General features: G+C 67.0%; 16 protein-coding genes. 9 read left to right on the top strand and 7 right to left on the bottom strand.

The window, feature by feature from the left end; genetic code table 11:
- The first annotated feature begins 93 nt into the window (after positions 1-93).
- Genes CRP45_RS04135 through CRP45_RS04115 form a run of 5 tightly spaced genes read left to right on the top strand, consistent with a single transcriptional unit; the run spans position 94 to position 4,230 of the window.
- Positions 94-1,257 carry an acyl-CoA dehydrogenase family protein gene (locus tag CRP45_RS04135; RefSeq protein WP_245909875.1) on the top strand — a complete coding sequence of 388 codons (1,164 nt, stop codon included), beginning with the start codon at positions 94-96 and terminating at the stop codon, positions 1,255-1,257.
- Positions 1,254-2,153 (top strand): HpcH/HpaI aldolase/citrate lyase family protein, encoded by a 900-nt coding sequence (locus CRP45_RS04130; RefSeq protein WP_097243840.1) that lies wholly within the window; start codon positions 1,254-1,256, stop codon positions 2,151-2,153. The genes CRP45_RS04135 and CRP45_RS04130 overlap by 4 nt, the downstream gene beginning before the upstream one ends.
- On the top strand, positions 2,150-2,896 hold the full coding sequence (fabG, locus tag CRP45_RS04125; protein ID WP_097243839.1) for a 3-oxoacyl-ACP reductase FabG: 747 nt from the start codon (positions 2,150-2,152) through the stop codon (positions 2,894-2,896). The genes CRP45_RS04130 and fabG overlap by 4 nt, the downstream gene beginning before the upstream one ends.
- Positions 2,893-3,765 (top strand): HTD2 family dehydratase, encoded by an 873-nt coding sequence (locus tag CRP45_RS04120; protein ID WP_097243838.1) that lies wholly within the window; start codon positions 2,893-2,895, stop codon positions 3,763-3,765. Before fabG ends, CRP45_RS04120 begins: the two co-directional genes overlap by 4 nt.
- 12 nt (positions 3,766-3,777) lie before the next feature.
- Positions 3,778-4,230 (top strand): MaoC family dehydratase, encoded by a 453-nt coding sequence (locus tag CRP45_RS04115; RefSeq protein WP_097243837.1) that lies wholly within the window; start codon positions 3,778-3,780, stop codon positions 4,228-4,230.
- Between the two features lie 54 nt (positions 4,231-4,284).
- Here CRP45_RS04115 and CRP45_RS04110 read toward each other — a convergent pair whose 3' ends face one another.
- From CRP45_RS04110 to CRP45_RS04095, 4 genes are all read right to left on the bottom strand, one after another.
- Positions 4,285-5,178 carry an HpcH/HpaI aldolase/citrate lyase family protein gene (locus tag CRP45_RS04110; RefSeq protein ID WP_097243836.1) on the bottom strand — a complete coding sequence of 298 codons (894 nt, stop codon included), beginning with the start codon at positions 5,176-5,178 and terminating at the stop codon, positions 4,285-4,287.
- 53 nt (positions 5,179-5,231) lie between these two features.
- On the bottom strand, positions 5,232-6,368 hold the full coding sequence (locus CRP45_RS04105) for a lactonase family protein (protein WP_143861329.1): 1,137 nt from the start codon (positions 6,366-6,368) through the stop codon (positions 5,232-5,234).
- 267 nt (positions 6,369-6,635) lie between these two features.
- Positions 6,636-8,135 carry an aldehyde dehydrogenase gene (locus tag CRP45_RS04100; protein ID WP_097243834.1) on the bottom strand — a complete coding sequence of 500 codons (1,500 nt, stop codon included), beginning with the start codon at positions 8,133-8,135 and terminating at the stop codon, positions 6,636-6,638.
- Between the two features lie 128 nt (positions 8,136-8,263).
- The gene (locus tag CRP45_RS04095) at positions 8,264-8,977 is read right to left on the bottom strand and encodes a GntR family transcriptional regulator (protein WP_097243833.1); all 714 of its coding nucleotides are present in this window, start codon (positions 8,975-8,977) and stop codon (positions 8,264-8,266) included.
- A 244-nt stretch (positions 8,978-9,221) separates the two neighbouring features.
- Between CRP45_RS04095 and CRP45_RS04090 the strand changes: the two genes are divergently transcribed.
- Positions 9,222-10,319, top strand: coding sequence for a PucR family transcriptional regulator (locus CRP45_RS04090; protein ID WP_179830749.1), 1,098 nt, complete (start codon positions 9,222-9,224; stop codon positions 10,317-10,319).
- Between the two features lie 113 nt (positions 10,320-10,432).
- Here the strand turns inward: CRP45_RS04090 and CRP45_RS04085 are convergent, their stop codons facing one another.
- Positions 10,433-11,347: an alpha/beta hydrolase gene (locus CRP45_RS04085; protein WP_097243831.1), complete on the bottom strand. Its 915-nt coding sequence runs from the start codon at positions 11,345-11,347 to the stop codon at positions 10,433-10,435.
- A 121-nt stretch (positions 11,348-11,468) separates the two neighbouring features.
- Between CRP45_RS04085 and CRP45_RS34885 the strand changes: the two genes are divergently transcribed.
- Both CRP45_RS34885 and CRP45_RS04080 read left to right on the top strand, forming a co-directional pair.
- Positions 11,469-11,573 (top strand): CoA transferase, encoded by a 105-nt coding sequence (locus tag CRP45_RS34885; RefSeq protein ID WP_143861379.1) that lies wholly within the window; start codon positions 11,469-11,471, stop codon positions 11,571-11,573.
- Positions 11,574-11,576: 3 nt separating this feature from the next.
- A complete protein-coding gene (locus tag CRP45_RS04080; protein WP_097243830.1) occupies positions 11,577-11,804 on the top strand; it encodes a hypothetical protein in 228 nt (75 codons plus the stop codon).
- 42 nt (positions 11,805-11,846) lie between these two features.
- Here CRP45_RS04080 and CRP45_RS04075 read toward each other — a convergent pair whose 3' ends face one another.
- Both CRP45_RS04075 and CRP45_RS04070 read right to left on the bottom strand, forming a co-directional pair.
- Positions 11,847-12,782, bottom strand: coding sequence for an alpha/beta hydrolase (locus tag CRP45_RS04075; RefSeq protein WP_097243829.1), 936 nt, complete (start codon positions 12,780-12,782; stop codon positions 11,847-11,849).
- A gap of 55 nt (positions 12,783-12,837) precedes the next feature.
- Positions 12,838-13,854: an SDR family oxidoreductase gene (locus CRP45_RS04070; RefSeq protein WP_218841072.1), complete on the bottom strand. Its 1,017-nt coding sequence runs from the start codon at positions 13,852-13,854 to the stop codon at positions 12,838-12,840.
- A 408-nt stretch (positions 13,855-14,262) separates the two neighbouring features.
- Between CRP45_RS04070 and CRP45_RS04065 the strand changes: the two genes are divergently transcribed.
- The gene (locus CRP45_RS04065) at positions 14,263-15,162 is read left to right on the top strand and encodes an SDR family NAD(P)-dependent oxidoreductase (protein ID WP_097243828.1); all 900 of its coding nucleotides are present in this window, start codon (positions 14,263-14,265) and stop codon (positions 15,160-15,162) included.
- The last annotated feature ends 426 nt before the right edge of the window (positions 15,163-15,588 follow it).

The following is a 15,588-nucleotide window of genomic DNA, read 5'->3' as shown; positions in this document are numbered from 1 at the left end:
TCGAACAAATCTTACTCCGCCGGTTCGGCTCATCGTATATTATATCATTGTATATTATATCTAGTATCAGCCTCAATCACAGAGGAGCCGAGAGTGTCCGAACTCAGTGCCGAGGACTTCGAGCCGATCCTGGCTCACGTCCGCACGTTCATCCGTACCAAGGTGGTCCCGCGCGAGCAGGAGATCCTGGAGACCAACGCGATCCCCGGCGACATCCGCCAGGCTGCCGCGGAGATGGGCTTGTTCGGATACGCCATCCCCCAGCGGTGGGGTGGTCTCGGCGTCGACCTCACCCAGGACGTCGAGCTGGCCATGGAGTTCGGCTACACCTCGTTGGCGCTGCGGTCGCTGTTCGGCACCAACAACGGCATCGCCGGTCAGGTGCTGGTCAACTACGGCACCGACGAACAGAAGAAGCAGTGGCTCGAGCGGATCGCCTCGGGCGAGGTGCTGGCCTCCTTCGCGCTCACCGAGCCCGGCGCGGGTTCCAATCCCGCTGGGCTGCGCACCCGTGCCCGCCGCGATGGCGACGACTGGGTGATCGACGGCCAGAAGCGGTTCATCACCAATGCCCCCCTCGCCGATCTGTTCGTAACCTTCGCCCGCACCGCCGAACGCGGCCCCGACGGACCAGGTATCGCGGTGTTCCTGGTGCCCGCCGACACCCCGGGCGTCATCGTCGGACCCAAGGACGCGAAGATGGGCCAGGAAGGTGCCTGGACCGCCGACGTCACCTTCACCGACGTCCGTGTCCCCGCCGACGCTCTGGTCGGCGGCTCGGAGGACGTCGGATACAAGGCCGCGATGGCCTCGCTCTCGCGTGGTCGCGTGCACATCGCCGCGCTGTCGGTCGGCACCGCCCAGCGCGCGCTCGACGAGTCGGTGGCCTACGCCGCCACCGTCACCCAGGGTGGTACGCCGATCGGTGATTTCCAGCTGGTCCAGGCGCTTATCGCCGACATGCAGACCGGGGTGATGGCCGGTCGCGCGCTCGTGCGCGACGCCGCCGCCAAGTATGTCTCCGGCGAGGACCGTCGCATCTCCCCCTCGGTGGCCAAGCTGTTCTGCACCGAGATGGTCGGCCGGGTCGCCGACAACGCGGTGCAGGTCCACGGCGGCAGCGGGTACATGCGCGAGGTGACCGTCGAGCACATCTACCGCGATGTCCGTCTGCTGCGCCTGTACGAGGGCACCAGCGAGATCCAGCGCCTGATCATCGGCGGCGGTCTCGTGCGCGAAGCGAAGAAGCGCGCATGAGCACCCGCACCGCGACGGAGCTGGCGACCCGGATCCGCGTCGCGTCGACCCTGCTGTTCGTCCCGGCCGACCGTCCCGAACGCTTCGCCAAGGCCGCCGCGGCGAATCCCGGTGTGGTCGTCCTCGACCTCGAAGACGCCGTGGCACCCGATGCCAAGGCGGCCGCCCGCGAACACGCCGTCGCCTGGATCGAGGCAGGCAACGAGTGCGCGGTGCGCATCAACGCGGCCGGAACCGTCTGGCACGCAGCCGATCTCGCCGCACTGGCTCCGCTGCGCTGCGCGGTCGTACTGCCCAAAGCCGACATCGGCAATCTCGACAGCGTCATCGATGCGCTCACCGAAGCACGAGCGAGTGCTCCCTATCGCCCGAAGGTCGCGAGCAGCCGACCCTTGCTGATCGCGTTGATCGAAACGGCGGCGGGGGTACTGCATTCCGCAGCCGTCGCGGCCACGCCGGGCGTGGACCGGCTCGCGGTCGGCACCTTCGATCTGGCCGCTGAACTCGGTGTCGACCCCACCGACCGCGAGGCACTCGCCGGTACCAGACACGCCTTGGTCCTCGCTTCCGCCGCTGCTGGGCTGCCAGGCCCGATCGATGGTGTCACCGGCGTCGTCGATGACGCCGACATGGTCGAGGACGACGCCCGCTACAGCAAGCGGCTCGGCTTCACCGGCAAACTCTGTATCCACCCGCGCCAGCTCGACCCGGTAGCCACAGCATTTCGCCCCACCGAGGCCGAACAAGCCTGGGCACGAAAGATTTTCGCCGCGATCACCGACACCTCCGGTGTCGTCGTCGTCGACGGCGCCATGGTCGACAAGCCCGTGCTCGACCGCGCCCGCCACATCCTGGCGCAGCTCGACGCCACCACCGACAGTGAGGAACAGCCATGACCGGACCACTTCTGGCCGACAAGACCGCCGTCATCACCGGCGCCGCCCAGGGCATCGGCTACGCCATCGCCGAACGATTCGTCGCCGAGGGTGCGCGCGTCGTCATCGGTGACATCGACGGCGCCGCCGCGCAGGCCGCCGCCGACAAGCTCGGCGGTGCGGCCGTCGCCCGCGGGGTGCGCTGCGATGTCACCGTCGCCGACGAGGTCCAAGCCCTGATCGACGCCGCCGCCGAATCCTTCTCCCCCGTCGACGTGATGGTCAACAATGCGGGCATCACCCGCGACGCGACCATGCGCAAGATGACCGAGGACCAGTTCGACCAGGTTATCGCCGTCCACCTCAAGGGCACGTGGAACGGCACCCGGCTGGCCGGTGCGGTGATGCGGGAACGCGGCGGCGGCACCATCGTCAATATGTCCTCGCTCTCGGGCAAGATCGGCCTGCCGGGTCAGACCAACTATTCCGCGGCCAAGGCGGGCATCGTCGGCCTGTCGAAGGCCGCAGCGAAGGAGCTCGCGCACCTAGGTGTGCGGGTCAACGCCATCCAGCCCGGCCTGATCCGCACGGCCATGACCGAGGCCATGCCGCAGAAGGTGTGGGATCAGAAGATGGCCGAGATCCCGCTCGGCCGCGCCGGTGAGATCGACGAGATCGCCACGGTGGCACTGTTTCTCGCCTCCGATATGTCCTCGTACATGACGGGCACGGTGCTCGAGGTGACCGGCGGGCGGTTCATGTGAGCACCACCCCCGCCTGGCAGCCCCACCTCGAGACCTCCACCGAGCTCCTCGATCCCGCACCCGTGGCAGCGCTGGCCGCGCTCCTCGACGACGGTCTCCCCACGCCGGGCCCCGGCGACACCCTGCCGCCGCTGTGGCACTGGGTAGCCCTGCCCCGCTGGGCCGCCTCCGGCGTGCTCGGCCCCGACGGTCACCCGCGGCGCGGTTCGTTCCTGCCCCCGGTGGAACTGCCGCGACGCATGTTCGCCGGTGGCAAGATCCGTTTTCACGCACCGCTTCTCGTCGGGAGCACGGTTCGCCGCGAAGCCGAAGTGGCGTCGGTGACCGAGAAGAACGGCCGCTCCGGTGCCCTGGTCGTCGTCGATGTGCAGATCCGGTTGTACAGCGAGACAGGGGAACTCGCGATCGAGGAATCGCAGAACCTGATCTACCGGGAGGCAGCGCCTGCGCCGGAACAACCCGCGCAACCGCCGTCGGCCGAGGAGACCCTGCCGCGCACTCCCCTGCACCGCACGGCGGACAACGCCTGGCAGCTGCGGACCGATCCGTCACTGCTCGCGCGGTTCTCCGCGGCCACCGCCAACGCGCACCGCATCCACTACGACTGGCCCTATGCCACCGGCGTGGAGGGGTACCCGGGGCTGGTCGTCCACGGGCCCTTCCAGGCCATCGCACTGGCCGAGATCCACCGCCTGATGGGCGGGGCACCGGTGCGGGAGCTGCGCCACCGAGGCCGGGCGCCGCTGTTCTGCGGGCAGCCCGCACGCCTGCTCGCCACCGAGGTACCCGACGGGGTGGCACTCGAATTGTTCGGTCCCGGTGGCGAATCCGCCGGACCGAACGCCACCGTCGAAGTCACCACCGACTGATCAGGAGAGACCGTGCCCCGCGTATTCACCACCCTCGACGAGGTCCGCGCCGCCGTGGGGGAACCGATCGGCCCGAGCGAACCGTATCCGGTCGACCAGGCGCGCATCTCGGCCTTCGCCGAGGTCACCGACGACGAGCAGTGGATTCACGTCGACCCCGAGCGGGCCGCCGCCGGACCCTACGGCGGCACCATCGCCCACGGGTATCTCACACTGTCGCTGATCTCGCACTTCCGGCCCGAACTGCTGGACTTCACCTTCGGTTCGGCGCGGGTGAACTACGGCGTCAACAAGGTTCGCTTCCCCGCGCCGCTGCGCGCGGGGTCGAACCTGCGGGCCACGGTCACGATCACCGATGTCACCGAGACCGCCGCGGGCGCCGTCGTGACGGCGAAGTACGAACTCGACGGCGGCGAGGCCAAGCCGGCCTGTGTCGCGGAGACGGTCCTGCTGATCGTGAGCTGATCGGCCGCACGGAAACGCGGGGGTGGCCACGGCCACCCCCGCTTTCGTCTGCTATTACGCGTTGGCCGCCACGGCATCGGCCAGGGCGATGACACCCTCCGCCGTCTTCACATGGGCGAGATCGATGTGCTGGCCTTCGAAGTCGACCGCCGCGCTACCGGCGGCCTCGGCTTCGTTGAAGGCCGCGATCATGCGCCTGCAGTAGTCGACGGTCTCCGGCGACGGCGAGAACACCTCGTTGGCGATCGCCACGTGCGAGGGGTGGATCGCCACCAGACCGCGGTAGCCGAGCTGCCGGTTGTCCAGGCAGAAGCGCCGCGCGCCCTCGAGATCCTTGATGTCCTGCCACACACCGGTCACCGGGTGGTGCAGACCGTTCGCCCGCGCGGCGAGGATGATCCGGCTACGCAGGTACAGCGTTTCCAGCCCGGCGGGGGTGAACTCGAAGCCGAGTTCGCGACCGACGTCCGCGTTGGGGCCGGTGGCGCCGAGCAGGGAAGCCACCCGGGGGCTCGCGCCCGCGATCTCCTCGCAGTGCGCCATCGACACCGCGGTCTCGAAGGACACGATCAGCTGCACCGTTCCGACCTCGATGCCCTCACGCTGCTCGATGTGGCTCAGCACCGCGTCCAGGCGCACGATCTCGTCGGCGGTGAACACCTTGGCCAGAAACAACCCGGCCAGCCCCGGCCGCACGATGGCTTCCAGGTCGCCGCCGAGCAGCCCGCTCACCTCCGGGTTGGCCCGCACCCACAGGTCGGGGCGCACGCCTTCGGCGGTGAGCCGGTCGATCGTGGCCGCGACCGTGCCGCGCGCCTCGACCTTGTCCGCGGCGGGCACCGAGTCCTCGAGGTCGAGGATCAGCGCGTCGGCCCCGGAGGCGACGCCCTTGTCGGCCCAAGAACCCTTGTGACCGGGGACGAAGAGCATCGAGCGGTACGGTTTCATCGTGTGCCTCCCTTGGCAGCTGTGCGAGTCTATTGAATATAATATATGTAATATCATCGCTGCTCTACCAGTACCGCGTTGGCCCCGTCGGCGAAGATCAGCCCCGTGTCGACTGCCTGCTCCCCCGTCGGCGTGAGCCGCCCGTCGGGTGCCATCGCATACGGGTGCACGCGCGCGGTGATGCCGACGGTGAGGGTGTCGATGAGAAAGACCCGTCGCGTTTCCGAGTCGACGACCACGCGGCCCGGCAGCGTGCCTGCCGGCGCCGGGTACGGCGATCCGGGCAGTGGGCTCAGCGACCCGTTCTCCGCGATCTGGAACCCGCCGATCTGGCCCGCCATCGCCTCGGCCATGTACATCCGGCGGCTGTCGGCGGTGAAGACCGCACCGTGCGGCAACGGCATCAGCCCGGTGCGGAAGGGCGACCCCGGCACGGGGCTCAGTTCGCCGTCGGCACCGATCGCGTAGCCCGAGATATCACCGCTGGCTTCATTACTGACGTACATGAACCGGCCGTCCGGCGTCACACCCGGCAGGGTCGACATCGAACCCGCCCCGACGGAATCGACCAGGGTCAGCCCACCGTCGGCCCCCACGGCGAAACTGAACGCCGTCGCCTGCAGCCAACCGACGGCGAAAACGAAACGGCCGTCCGGGGCGATCGCGAGCTGATTGAGCGCACTCACCCCGGGCACCTGAACCGCACCGGTGAAGACGAGCCCACCTGTCGCGGTGATCGAATAGGTACGGATTTCGTTGGTCACCGAACCAGTCGTCACGAACAGCCTCTTTCCGTCGGGCGCGACCACGGCTCCCACACCGGGTCCGCCCAGCTCGAGGTTGGCCTCGGGAATCGAGGTGAGAACGCCGTCGCCGCCGAGGCGGAACCCGTTCACGGTGCCCGACACCGTGTTGGTCGAGTAGACGTAGCGGCCGTCGGGCGTGACCGTCACCGCCAACGAACCGGTACCGGACGGAAAGGGCGAGCCTGGCACTGTCGACAACCTGCCCGCGTCATCGAGGCCGAGCACACTGATATTCGATGACGCCGCCCCGCTGATCACCAGAAACCTCGCACCGGGATCCGCAAGGGCGACCGAGGAATCAAGCCAGCCTCCCGAGGCGAGCGCGAGCGTCACAGCGAGACCGGCGGCAGCGCGCCGGTGACGAAAACGCTGGGTAGAGAACATGTGTGGCACCTCCGACCGATCGACGAGCACCGCTGCTCCCGATCGAATAGAACACGCGCGATTTGCGCCAGGAATGAATCGGGCGGCCGTGCACGCATGCCACCCTCCTCCCGACAGAGGCTAGGCAGATTTCCCGTCCCGCAATGTCCAAGAATGTGGACAGCGTAAATCTTTCGGGCAGCACAATTTCCGGATCACACCGAACAGCACAAAGGCCCCGCCGACCGAAGTCGACGAGGCCTTGTCCGGGGAAATGTCGGTAGTGAATCAGTTGCCGAGGCCGGAAACATCGGTCGGCCGGTTCTCGAGTACCAGCGTTTTGGTTTCCAGGAAAGGCAACAGCCCTTCCGACCCGCCTTCGCGACCCACACCCGAGAGCTTGAAACCACCGAAAGCGATCGAGAAATCGGTACGCGGACCGTTCTGCCCGACCGTGCCGGTGCGCAGTTTGCGCGCCACGCGGTAGGCGCGGTCGGTGTCGTTGGTGAACACCGAGGCGTTCAGACCGTACGGATTGTCGTTGGCCAGCGCGACGGCGTCGTCCTCGTCCTTCGCCGCGATGACAGCCAGAACCGGCCCGAAGATCTCCTCGGTGGCGATCACCGATCGGTTGTCGACACCGGCGAAAACCGTCGGCTCCACGAAGAAGCCACGCTCGAGCCCGGCCGGTCGGCCCCCACCGGTCACCAGCCGCGCGCCGTCGGCTCTTCCCGCGGCGATATAGCTTTCGACGCGTTCGCGTTGGCGCGCGGACGCCAGCGGCCCCATGCTCACGCCCTCGTCGAACGGGTCACCCACCCGGATCGCGCTCATCGCCGCCCCGAGCGCGTCGGCGAGTTCGTCGTGCCGCTTCTGGGAAACGATGACGCGCGTCAAGCTGTGACAGACCTGCCCGGCCAGGTAGCTGATGCCCCCGGCGAGGACCTTCGCCGCCGTGCCGATGTCGTAGTCGTCGAGCACGAGAGCAGGCGACTTGCCGCCGAGTTCGAGAGTGCAGCGCGCCATCCGATCGGCACAGATCGCACCGATCGTGCGGCCCGCCACCGTGGAACCAGTGAAGGTCACTTTGTCGACGCCGGGGTGGCGGACCAGCGTTTCCGACACCTGCCGGTCGGCCGTCACCACGTTGACCACCCCCGGCGGCAGCCCCACGCGGTCGCAGATCTCGGCGAACAGGTACGCCGAGGTCGGCGCCTCCTGCGGTGGCTTCAGCACGATCGAGCAACCGGCGAGCAGAGCCGGCGCGCACTTGTAGGCCATCAGGCCGGCGGGACCGTTCCAGGGCACGATGGCCGCGACGACACCGACCGGTTCGCGCACCAGCAGACCGGCGCCACCGGCCGCGGGGGTGTGCGACTCCCGGAACGGGAACTCTTCGGCCAGATCGGCATAGGCGTTGAACGCGCCCGACAGGAACAGCGGAAGCCTGGTCTTGGCCAGCGAATACACGATGCCCGATTCGATCGACCAGAGCCGGGCGAAGTCGTCACCCCGCCTGGTCAGTTCGGCGGCGATCGCGCGCAGAAAACCGGCGCGCTCGGTCGGCGACATCAACGGCCACGGACCGGTGTCGAAAGCCTTGCGCGCGGCTGCCACTGCGGCATCCACATCCTCGGCGGTCGCCGCGCCGACAGCGGTGACGACCTCCTCGGTGCTGCAGTTGACGACCTCGAAGGTCTCTGACGACGACACCTGCACCCAGTTGCCATCGATATAGGACGCCTCGGGGTGCGCAGGCAGCACCCCCGCCGTAACCGACTTCGTCATCGAAAGGTCCTCTCACCGCTGTGACGCACGTAACGCACTCGAATATATACTATATTCTGCGTCGGCGTACGAGGCTGTGGATCAGTCACAACATGGGTGAGCGAGGCTTTCCGATTCGGACCGGACGGTCAGGCAGTGGACTTGCGGGCCGGTTCAGCCCACAGGCCCTGCTTCTCCAGCATGGTGATCAGTTCGTCGGCACTGGACATGATGTGGTCGCGCATCAGGGCATTGGCGGCCTTCGGGCGACGCTTCTGCAGCGCTTCGAGGATCAGCGGGTGATCCCGCAACGTGTCCTCACCATGTCCCTCGATGTTGATGTAGAAGCGATTCGGTAGCTGCTTGACGACGGTCGCCAGCAGCATCGCCAACCGGCGCGAGTCCGCCGCCAGATTGATCGAGCGATGGAACTCGTGGCCGTAGGCGACGAGTTCCTCGTCGGCTCCGCTCTCCGCCGCCCGCGCGTGCGCCTCGACCACGCTGGCGAGATGGTCGAGTTCGCGGACGGAGATCGACTTCGCGGCCCGGCTCGCGAGTTCACCGGCCATCGTCGCCTGCGCCCAGAACAGGTCGCGCACATCTTGTTTGCTGAACTCCGACACCATGAATCCCCGCCGCGGCACCAGCTCGACGAAGCCTTCGCCGCTAAGCAGCAGCAGACCTTCACGTACCGGCGTGTTGCTGACACCGACGGCCTCCGCGATAGGTTCGATCCGCAGGAACTCACCGGGTCGCACCCGGCCCGAGATGATCAGTTCACGGACGTAGGTCGCGACATCCTCCGACAGCTGATGACGCTGCTTGTTGGCACTGCGAGGCAAACGCTGCAGGGCGGTTTCCATCGGGGTCCTTTCGGTTGCCTGCATGCATTATGCCTCATATGCGACTTCAACCCAGGCGTGACACCGAAGTTCTGGGCGATTGACCAGTTATCGGTGTCCAAATTGCTGGACACCGCCAGTTCGGACCCCCGCTTACGCTCGCCGAACGTCGCCCCGCACCCGGGCGAACACCCGGCAAGCTCCAGCGTGCCGGGCGGAAGAACGCAGGATGGGAGTTCACGAGGTGAACCAGACAATCACCCGGATGGTCGACTCCGCAGTGACCACACACAGCGCTTCCGGCGAGGTGCGTGAACAGCTACTCGTCCTGGCCTCCCGATCTTTCGCCTCGGTCGGCAAGCTCGGCGACGACGCCGAGGCGGTGGCAGGTCTGGAACGGGCCGTGACCACGTGCGTCCGGTTGGGCGTCGATCTCGACACGACGTTGTCGATCGTCATCGGCGCCATCGAGCTCGTCGTCGACGCCGCGCCCGCGACGTCCCCCCTCGCCGACGGCTCCGGGCAGATACTGCGGACGGTCCGCGTTGCCACGGGGCTCGTCGCGCGCGTCTACGGCCAAGCGGGTCCTCCGACGCACGACAGCGTCGAAGCGGCACAGGAAGTCGCTGCCGCACTGCTGCGCGGCGATTCGTCGAAAGTGCTTGGACAGTGCAACCAGATAGCTGTCGCCGACGCCTACGCGATCATGGCCGTCCATTTGCCCACACGGCGCGGCAGACCACACGACGCACCGCGCAGCCTGGCCGAACCCATTGTGGCGCGGCTGTATTCGGAGCTGCGTCGACGCTTCGGCCCGAGCGCGCTCGCACTGCTGGGCGAAACCGGCGCGACGGTCCTCGTTCCCGACACTGCGTTCGGCGAGTTCACCGCGCTCGCAGGCTTCGTCGAAGTTCTCCGCACCGCCGAGGGCCACATCCCGACCGGTGTGGTGCTGTGCGCGCCGACCGACGAAGTGCCTCGGGTGGCCGAACAGGTGCACGCCGCCCTGGACGTGGCCACCCGGCTCGGCATGACCGAGCGTCTGCACCGCTTCAGCGATATCGCGGTCGAATACCAGCTCACCCGGCCCGGCCCCGGCCGCGACGCCCTGTCCACCCTGCTCGACCCACTCGAAGACCATCCCGACCTGATCGAGACGCTTCGAACCTACGTGGAGACCGGCCACGACCGCCGGCGCACCGCCCGCCGACTGCATCTGCACCCCAACAGCGTCGACTACCGGCTCAAGCGGATCTTCCGGCTCACCGGCTTCGATACCATCGACCCTGCCCGGCTCTGGAACCTGCGCTCGGCCTTGGTCATTCGCGACCATCACAACGAATGCACCGCCGTCCGAGCGTGATCGAGCATCGGCGCCGCCTCGAGTTCGCCAGCGCCTGCCGACCACACGAAAACGTCTGCCCCGCACGAGGGTCACCCGTGCTGGGCAGACGTCTGCGTGGACGGTGACCGGGATCAGCCGGCCAGACCCTTTCCGAAGAACTCGTCGAGCTTGTCCACGGCCGGGGTGACGTACTGGTCCACGTCGTAGAGATCGACATGGCTGGCGCCGTCGACCACGAACAACTCCTTCGGCTCGGCGGCCTTGGCGATGGCCTCCTCGCTGAAGTAGGCGGTGTCGGCCTTGGAGCCGACGGTCATCAGCAGCGGACGCGGGGAGATCATCGCGATCTTGGCATACGCGTCGAACTGGGCGATACGGTCGATGCTCTGCAACAGCCACTTGTTCTCCGACCGCGGGTGCTGCGCGCGCGGAGTGCGGTAGTAGTCGTGCGCCTCGCGGTACAGATCAGGCGCACCCTCGAGACCTTCGGCGCTCGGCGGCGCCCAGATCTGGTAGGTCGGCTCGGCGCCCTGCGCTTCGGCGGTGCGCAGCGCGCCGGCGGCGTCGAGCATCTCCTGCAGCACCGACGGATCTTGGGTGCGGTGCAGGCCGTTGCTCAGGTAGTCGCCGATATCGAGACCGCTCACGGTGGCCACCGCCTTGATGCGGTGATCGGTCTGCGCGGCGAAGGGCACGTAACCACCGGACGCGCAGATACCGAGGGCACCGATGCGAGCGGGGTCGATGTCGTCACGGGTGGTCAGGAAGGTGACCGCGGACTTGACGTCCTCACTGCGCTGGAAGGGGTCTTCCAGGAAGCGCGGCTCGCCTTCGCTCTCACCCTGGTAAGCGGCGTCGAACACGAGTGCGGCATAGCCCCTGTCGGCCAGGCGCTGCGCGTAGATGCTGGCGGTCTGCTCCTTCACACCACCACCGGGGTGTGACACCACCACGGCGGGCAGGCGCTCTCCGCCGCGGTTGTCGGGAGTGAACAGGATGCCCGCCAGGCGCAGGCCATTGCTCGGGAAGGTGACGCTTGTGCGCATCAGGCACGATCCTTTCGATGAGATCTGTTCCGGCTCGAAGCCGATGCGACAACCTTCTCTCCGGCAGAACCTGCCGACAATGGGAAAGATTCTTCCTATGAACCCCCGAGCCCAGTAAAAACTGCACCTCAACCGCAACAAGCTCAACGTGGTGCTCGATCTCGAGTCCGCCGACGGCAACGCCGCACTCCAGCGCATGCTGGCCTCGGCGGATGTGTCGCTCTAAAGCGTGCGTCCGAAGTTCGACGGTCCGAATGCCCGTCAGCGGGCCGCTGCCGCTAGAGCCATTGCTGTTTCCGTTGCCGTTGGTGCCGGTTCGCTGTCCGAGAAGGTCGCGCAGCGGCGGATCCACCTCGCCACCGCGCGCGGCCGCGAATTCCGCCCGGCCACAAAGGTTCTCATCGAGCAGCTGCTGACCCGGCCGATCGACGAGGACGAGCGGACACCGGACCGATGAGCCGGGTCGGCGGGACAGTTGCCGCCGACCCGGCTCACACCGTCAGAGGTGGTCCTTGAAGAAGGGCACCAGGCGGTCCAATGCCCGCGATACCGCTTCCGGCTTGTCGTAGAGGTCGTAGTGCGTCACGCCCTCCAAGACGACGAGTTCCTTGTCCTCGGACGCGGCACGCTGGTATAGCTCGAACGCATCGCGGTAGGCGCCGAACGCGCCGGGCTTGTCGCCCACGACGATGCACAACGGCTGGGTGAGCAGGATCTCCGCGCGGGTATAGGCGTCCCAGCCGACGAGCCTGGCCTGCCGGGAGAACAGAAAGCTGGTGCGGCCGTTGGGTTTACGCCCACGATCGGTCTTGTAGTACTCGGTGGCCTCGACCAGGTCGACATCCGTCAGACCCGCCTGCTCGGCGGCTTCCGGTGACGGCGGCAGCAGATCGTTGACCTGCTCGTCCTGACCACGAGCCTCGGCGGTGCGCTGTGCGGCCATCGCCTCGAGCGCGCCGAGCGGGTCGTATTCGGTGAATCCCTCGAGCATCCGCCGCCCGACGTTGGCGCCGGTCACCGTGCCTAGGGCTTTGATGCGTCGCTCGGTCATGGTCGCGCTGACGGCATAGCCACCGCCACCGCAGATGGCCAGCACCCCCACGCGGTTCTCGTCGACCCACGGCTGGGTGACCAGGTAGTCGATGACGTAGCTGAAGTCCTCGGCACGGAATCCTGGGTCCTCGATCAGCCGTGGCTCGCCACCACTGTCACCCTGAAAGCTCGCGTCGAAGGCGATCGCGACGAACCCCCGCTCGGCCAGCGCGGTGGCGTAGATGTTGCCCGAGGTCTGTTCCTTACAACTACCGGTCGGATGGGCGCTGATGATTGTGGTGTACTTCTGCCCGGCGTCGAATCCGGGCGGATAGTAGATGTCGGCCGCGAGATCCCAGGCCAGTGCCTTGATTCGAACGTGTTCGATGTTGTCCGTTGTCATGAGCTTCCTCTCTCGTCGGGTCGAAGCTTCCGAGTCGGGCGCAGCGCATCGGTTGTCAGGCGGTACGCGTGCGGGCGGTCCAGCGTGTTCCCAGCCCGACGACCGCACCGGCCACCAGTAGGCGCCGGGCGGTGGGGTGGGTCGCCAGCCAGGTGTAGGGACTGAACGGCAGCGCTTGGTTTTCGAAGTCCCCCTTGACGCGTGCGTCTCCGCTGGGCTCGTAGAGATTGCCGTCGGTTTCGGTCGCCGCTTCCTTGGTTTGTTCCATCGGGATACCGAACTTGGCCAGCACGACGTCGGCCACTCGCGGGGTGAGGTGCTGGGTCACCTTCATGAGCTTGGCCGCGCCGCCCGCGTAGAGATCGCGGACCGGGTGCGTGGCGGCGTACAGAACGCAGTCGGCGACCACCGCCGGGTCGTAGAACGGTGGGGCGCCCTTCGGCTTCACGTCCATCTTGTTGCGGCCGTTGTTGAAGAACGGCGTATTGATCGCCGCCGGTTTGATGCTGGTGACCGAAATCGGTGTGCCCGCGGCTTGCAGCTCCCGCCGCAGCGCGTCCAGCATTCCTTCGACCGCATGCTTGGAGGCGGCATAGGCGCTGTTGAGCGGCATGGAGATCACCGTCTCACCCGATCCCACCGACACCAGCGAACCACCGCCCGCCCGCCGCAGATGCGGCAGCGCCACCTGGAAGCCGTGCACCTGTCCCATGAAGTTGACTTCCATCAACCGACGGAACTCCTCGGGTGTGGTGTGTTCGAAGTCCGCGTAGACCACCACGGCCGCGACGGCGACCCACGTATCGATGCGACCGAACTTCGCCACGGCCAATTCGGCAACGGACTCGACCTGGGCTCGATCACTCACATCGCAGACGGCATACACCGCCTCCCCACCGGCGCCCTCGATCTCACCAACGAGCGTCGAAAGCCCCGCTTCGTTGCGCGCCGCCACCACCACCTTCGTCCCCGCGGCGGCCAGCCGAAGCGCGGTCACTCGACCGATCCCGCTGGATCCGCCGGCAACGACGGCGACCTGCTGCTCGAGTGGTCTGAGCTTGATACCTGACATCCGTGATCCCTTCAGTTCGACTTCAAGCGAAAATTACGCATTATGCTTAGGCTGAGGCCAGGGTAGGTCTACCCGATTCGGCGACTCCGAATCAGCGGGCCGAGAATTTCCGAGGCGGCCTCCCGAACCGTGCAAGGGAGACCGCAGTCGCTCGATCTTTGACGGGTTGAACCCGGTGAGCGGCCCGTGACCAGCATCGACCGCGAGCACGGCGCCGATACCGCAGAGGCCAGCGGCGATCGACGCGGATCTGATGGCAGCGGTTCCATGACGCCGACTGATTTCGCCCCGCTCTTGCGTCGCCGCGCCACGAATGACATATACTATTAAATATATTCAGTCCGATGGGATGCCCTGCGGGTCCCGTCAATCTGCGTCCATGCGGTGCATGGAGGGAAGCGAGAGACCATGTTGCGTTTCGACGGGAAGGTCGCCATCGTCACGGGCGGCGGCCGGGGGCTCGGCCGCTCGCACGCACTGCTACTGGCCTCACGGGGAGCATCGGTCGTAGTCAACGACTTCGGATCGTCTGCCGCCGGGCAAGGGTCCGACACCTCCCCCGCCGACGACGTGGTCTCCGAAATCATCGCGGAGGGCGGCAAAGCCGTCGCGAACTACGACAGCGTGTCGACCGGAGCCGAGGCCATCGTGCAGACCGCGATCGAGGCATTCGGTCGTCTCGACATCGTCGTGAACAATGCCGGCATCAACCACATGACACCGTTCGGCCCGGAGGCGATCGAGGGTATCCGCCAGCACATGGAGGTCAACTTCTTCGGCACCGCAGCGGTCACCGCCGCTTCGTGGCCGCATCTCATCGCGTCAGGCGCGGGGCGCGTCGTCAATACCGCGTCGCCCACGCTGGTCGGCTTCGAACAGCAGAGCGCGTACGTCGCCTCCAAAGGCGCCATCTTCTCGTTCACCCGCACGCTCGCCATGGAAGCGCTCAAGGTCGGTATTCGCGTGAACGCGATCGCCCCTACCGCCTACACGCGGATGGCGGCGGAGGCGGAGATCCCCGACGATCTCAAGAAGATGCTCGAGAAGTCGATGACCACCGCGATGGTCTCCCCGACCGTCGCCTACCTCGCACACGAGGACTGCTCCATCACCGGCGAGACACTGCTCAGCCAGGGCGGCCTCATGCAGCGCTTCGCGCTCACAATGAACACCGGATACACCAACACCGAGCCCACTCCGGAGGATATCCAGGCGAACCTCGACGCGATCCTCGACGACGCCAGCAGCAAGCCGGTCGGAATCATCGGCTCGGAGAACGAGGGTTCGCTTCTCGATCTGTTCAACTGAGCCGAAGCGCTCGCACCCAACGACAGCGAGGACCACAGTCCTGTGGTCCTCGCTGTCCAACTTGACAAACCACGGCCGTCCACAGGCTCGAATCATCGAGGTCGTTGAGATTCTCGCCGGACCCGAAGGTCCGGCGCTGCCCTCATCGTGGCCGCGATGGTCGCACTCACCTCCGTAATGGCGAGGTGCTGGGTCACCTACACCACTTGCGCAGATGACCTCCCCACGCGATCGGCGATACGTCGCACCGGCATGCGTCCTTCGGCCGACGCTGTGGCCGGGCGAGGACGGCCGCGCTCGAGGACGCGGGCCACCGGCCGGGCGACGCCACCCCGCGAGGCTGGCCGTGGTTTCTGCGGCCGCAAAATGCAGCCTGGAGTAGTCCGAGGAGTCGTCTACTACCGCTGCCGCGCCAAGACCCTCACC

The organism is Nocardia amikacinitolerans (genome assembly GCF_900215415.1).
GTDB classification, from domain to species: Bacteria; Actinomycetota; Actinomycetes; order Mycobacteriales; family Mycobacteriaceae; genus Nocardia; species Nocardia amikacinitolerans.
This window is presented reverse-complemented; position numbering and strand designations above follow the sequence as displayed.

Coding starts and splice junctions, on each gene's coding strand:
- CRP45_RS04130 (WP_097243840.1), top strand. CDS start 1,254: ATGAGCACCCGCACCGCGACGGAGCTGGCGACCCGGATCCGCGTCGCG.
- fabG (WP_097243839.1), top strand. CDS start 2,150: ATGACCGGACCACTTCTGGCCGACAAGACCGCCGTCATCACCGGCGCC.
- CRP45_RS04110 (WP_097243836.1), bottom strand. CDS start 5,178: ATGAAACCGTACCGCTCGATGCTCTTCGTCCCCGGTCACAAGGGTTCT.
- CRP45_RS04105 (WP_143861329.1), bottom strand. CDS start 6,368: ATGTTCTCTACCCAGCGTTTTCGTCACCGGCGCGCTGCCGCCGGTCTC.
- CRP45_RS04100 (WP_097243834.1), bottom strand. CDS start 8,135: ATGACGAAGTCGGTTACGGCGGGGGTGCTGCCTGCGCACCCCGAGGCG.
- CRP45_RS04095 (WP_097243833.1), bottom strand. CDS start 8,977: ATGGAAACCGCCCTGCAGCGTTTGCCTCGCAGTGCCAACAAGCAGCGT.
- CRP45_RS04090 (WP_179830749.1), top strand. CDS start 9,222: ATGGTCGACTCCGCAGTGACCACACACAGCGCTTCCGGCGAGGTGCGT.
- CRP45_RS04085 (WP_097243831.1), bottom strand. CDS start 11,347: ATGCGCACAAGCGTCACCTTCCCGAGCAATGGCCTGCGCCTGGCGGGC.
- CRP45_RS04075 (WP_097243829.1), bottom strand. CDS start 12,782: ATGACAACGGACAACATCGAACACGTTCGAATCAAGGCACTGGCCTGG.
- CRP45_RS04070 (WP_218841072.1), bottom strand. CDS start 13,854: ATGTCAGGTATCAAGCTCAGACCACTCGAGCAGCAGGTCGCCGTCGTT.
- CRP45_RS04065 (WP_097243828.1), top strand. CDS start 14,263: ATGTTGCGTTTCGACGGGAAGGTCGCCATCGTCACGGGCGGCGGCCGG.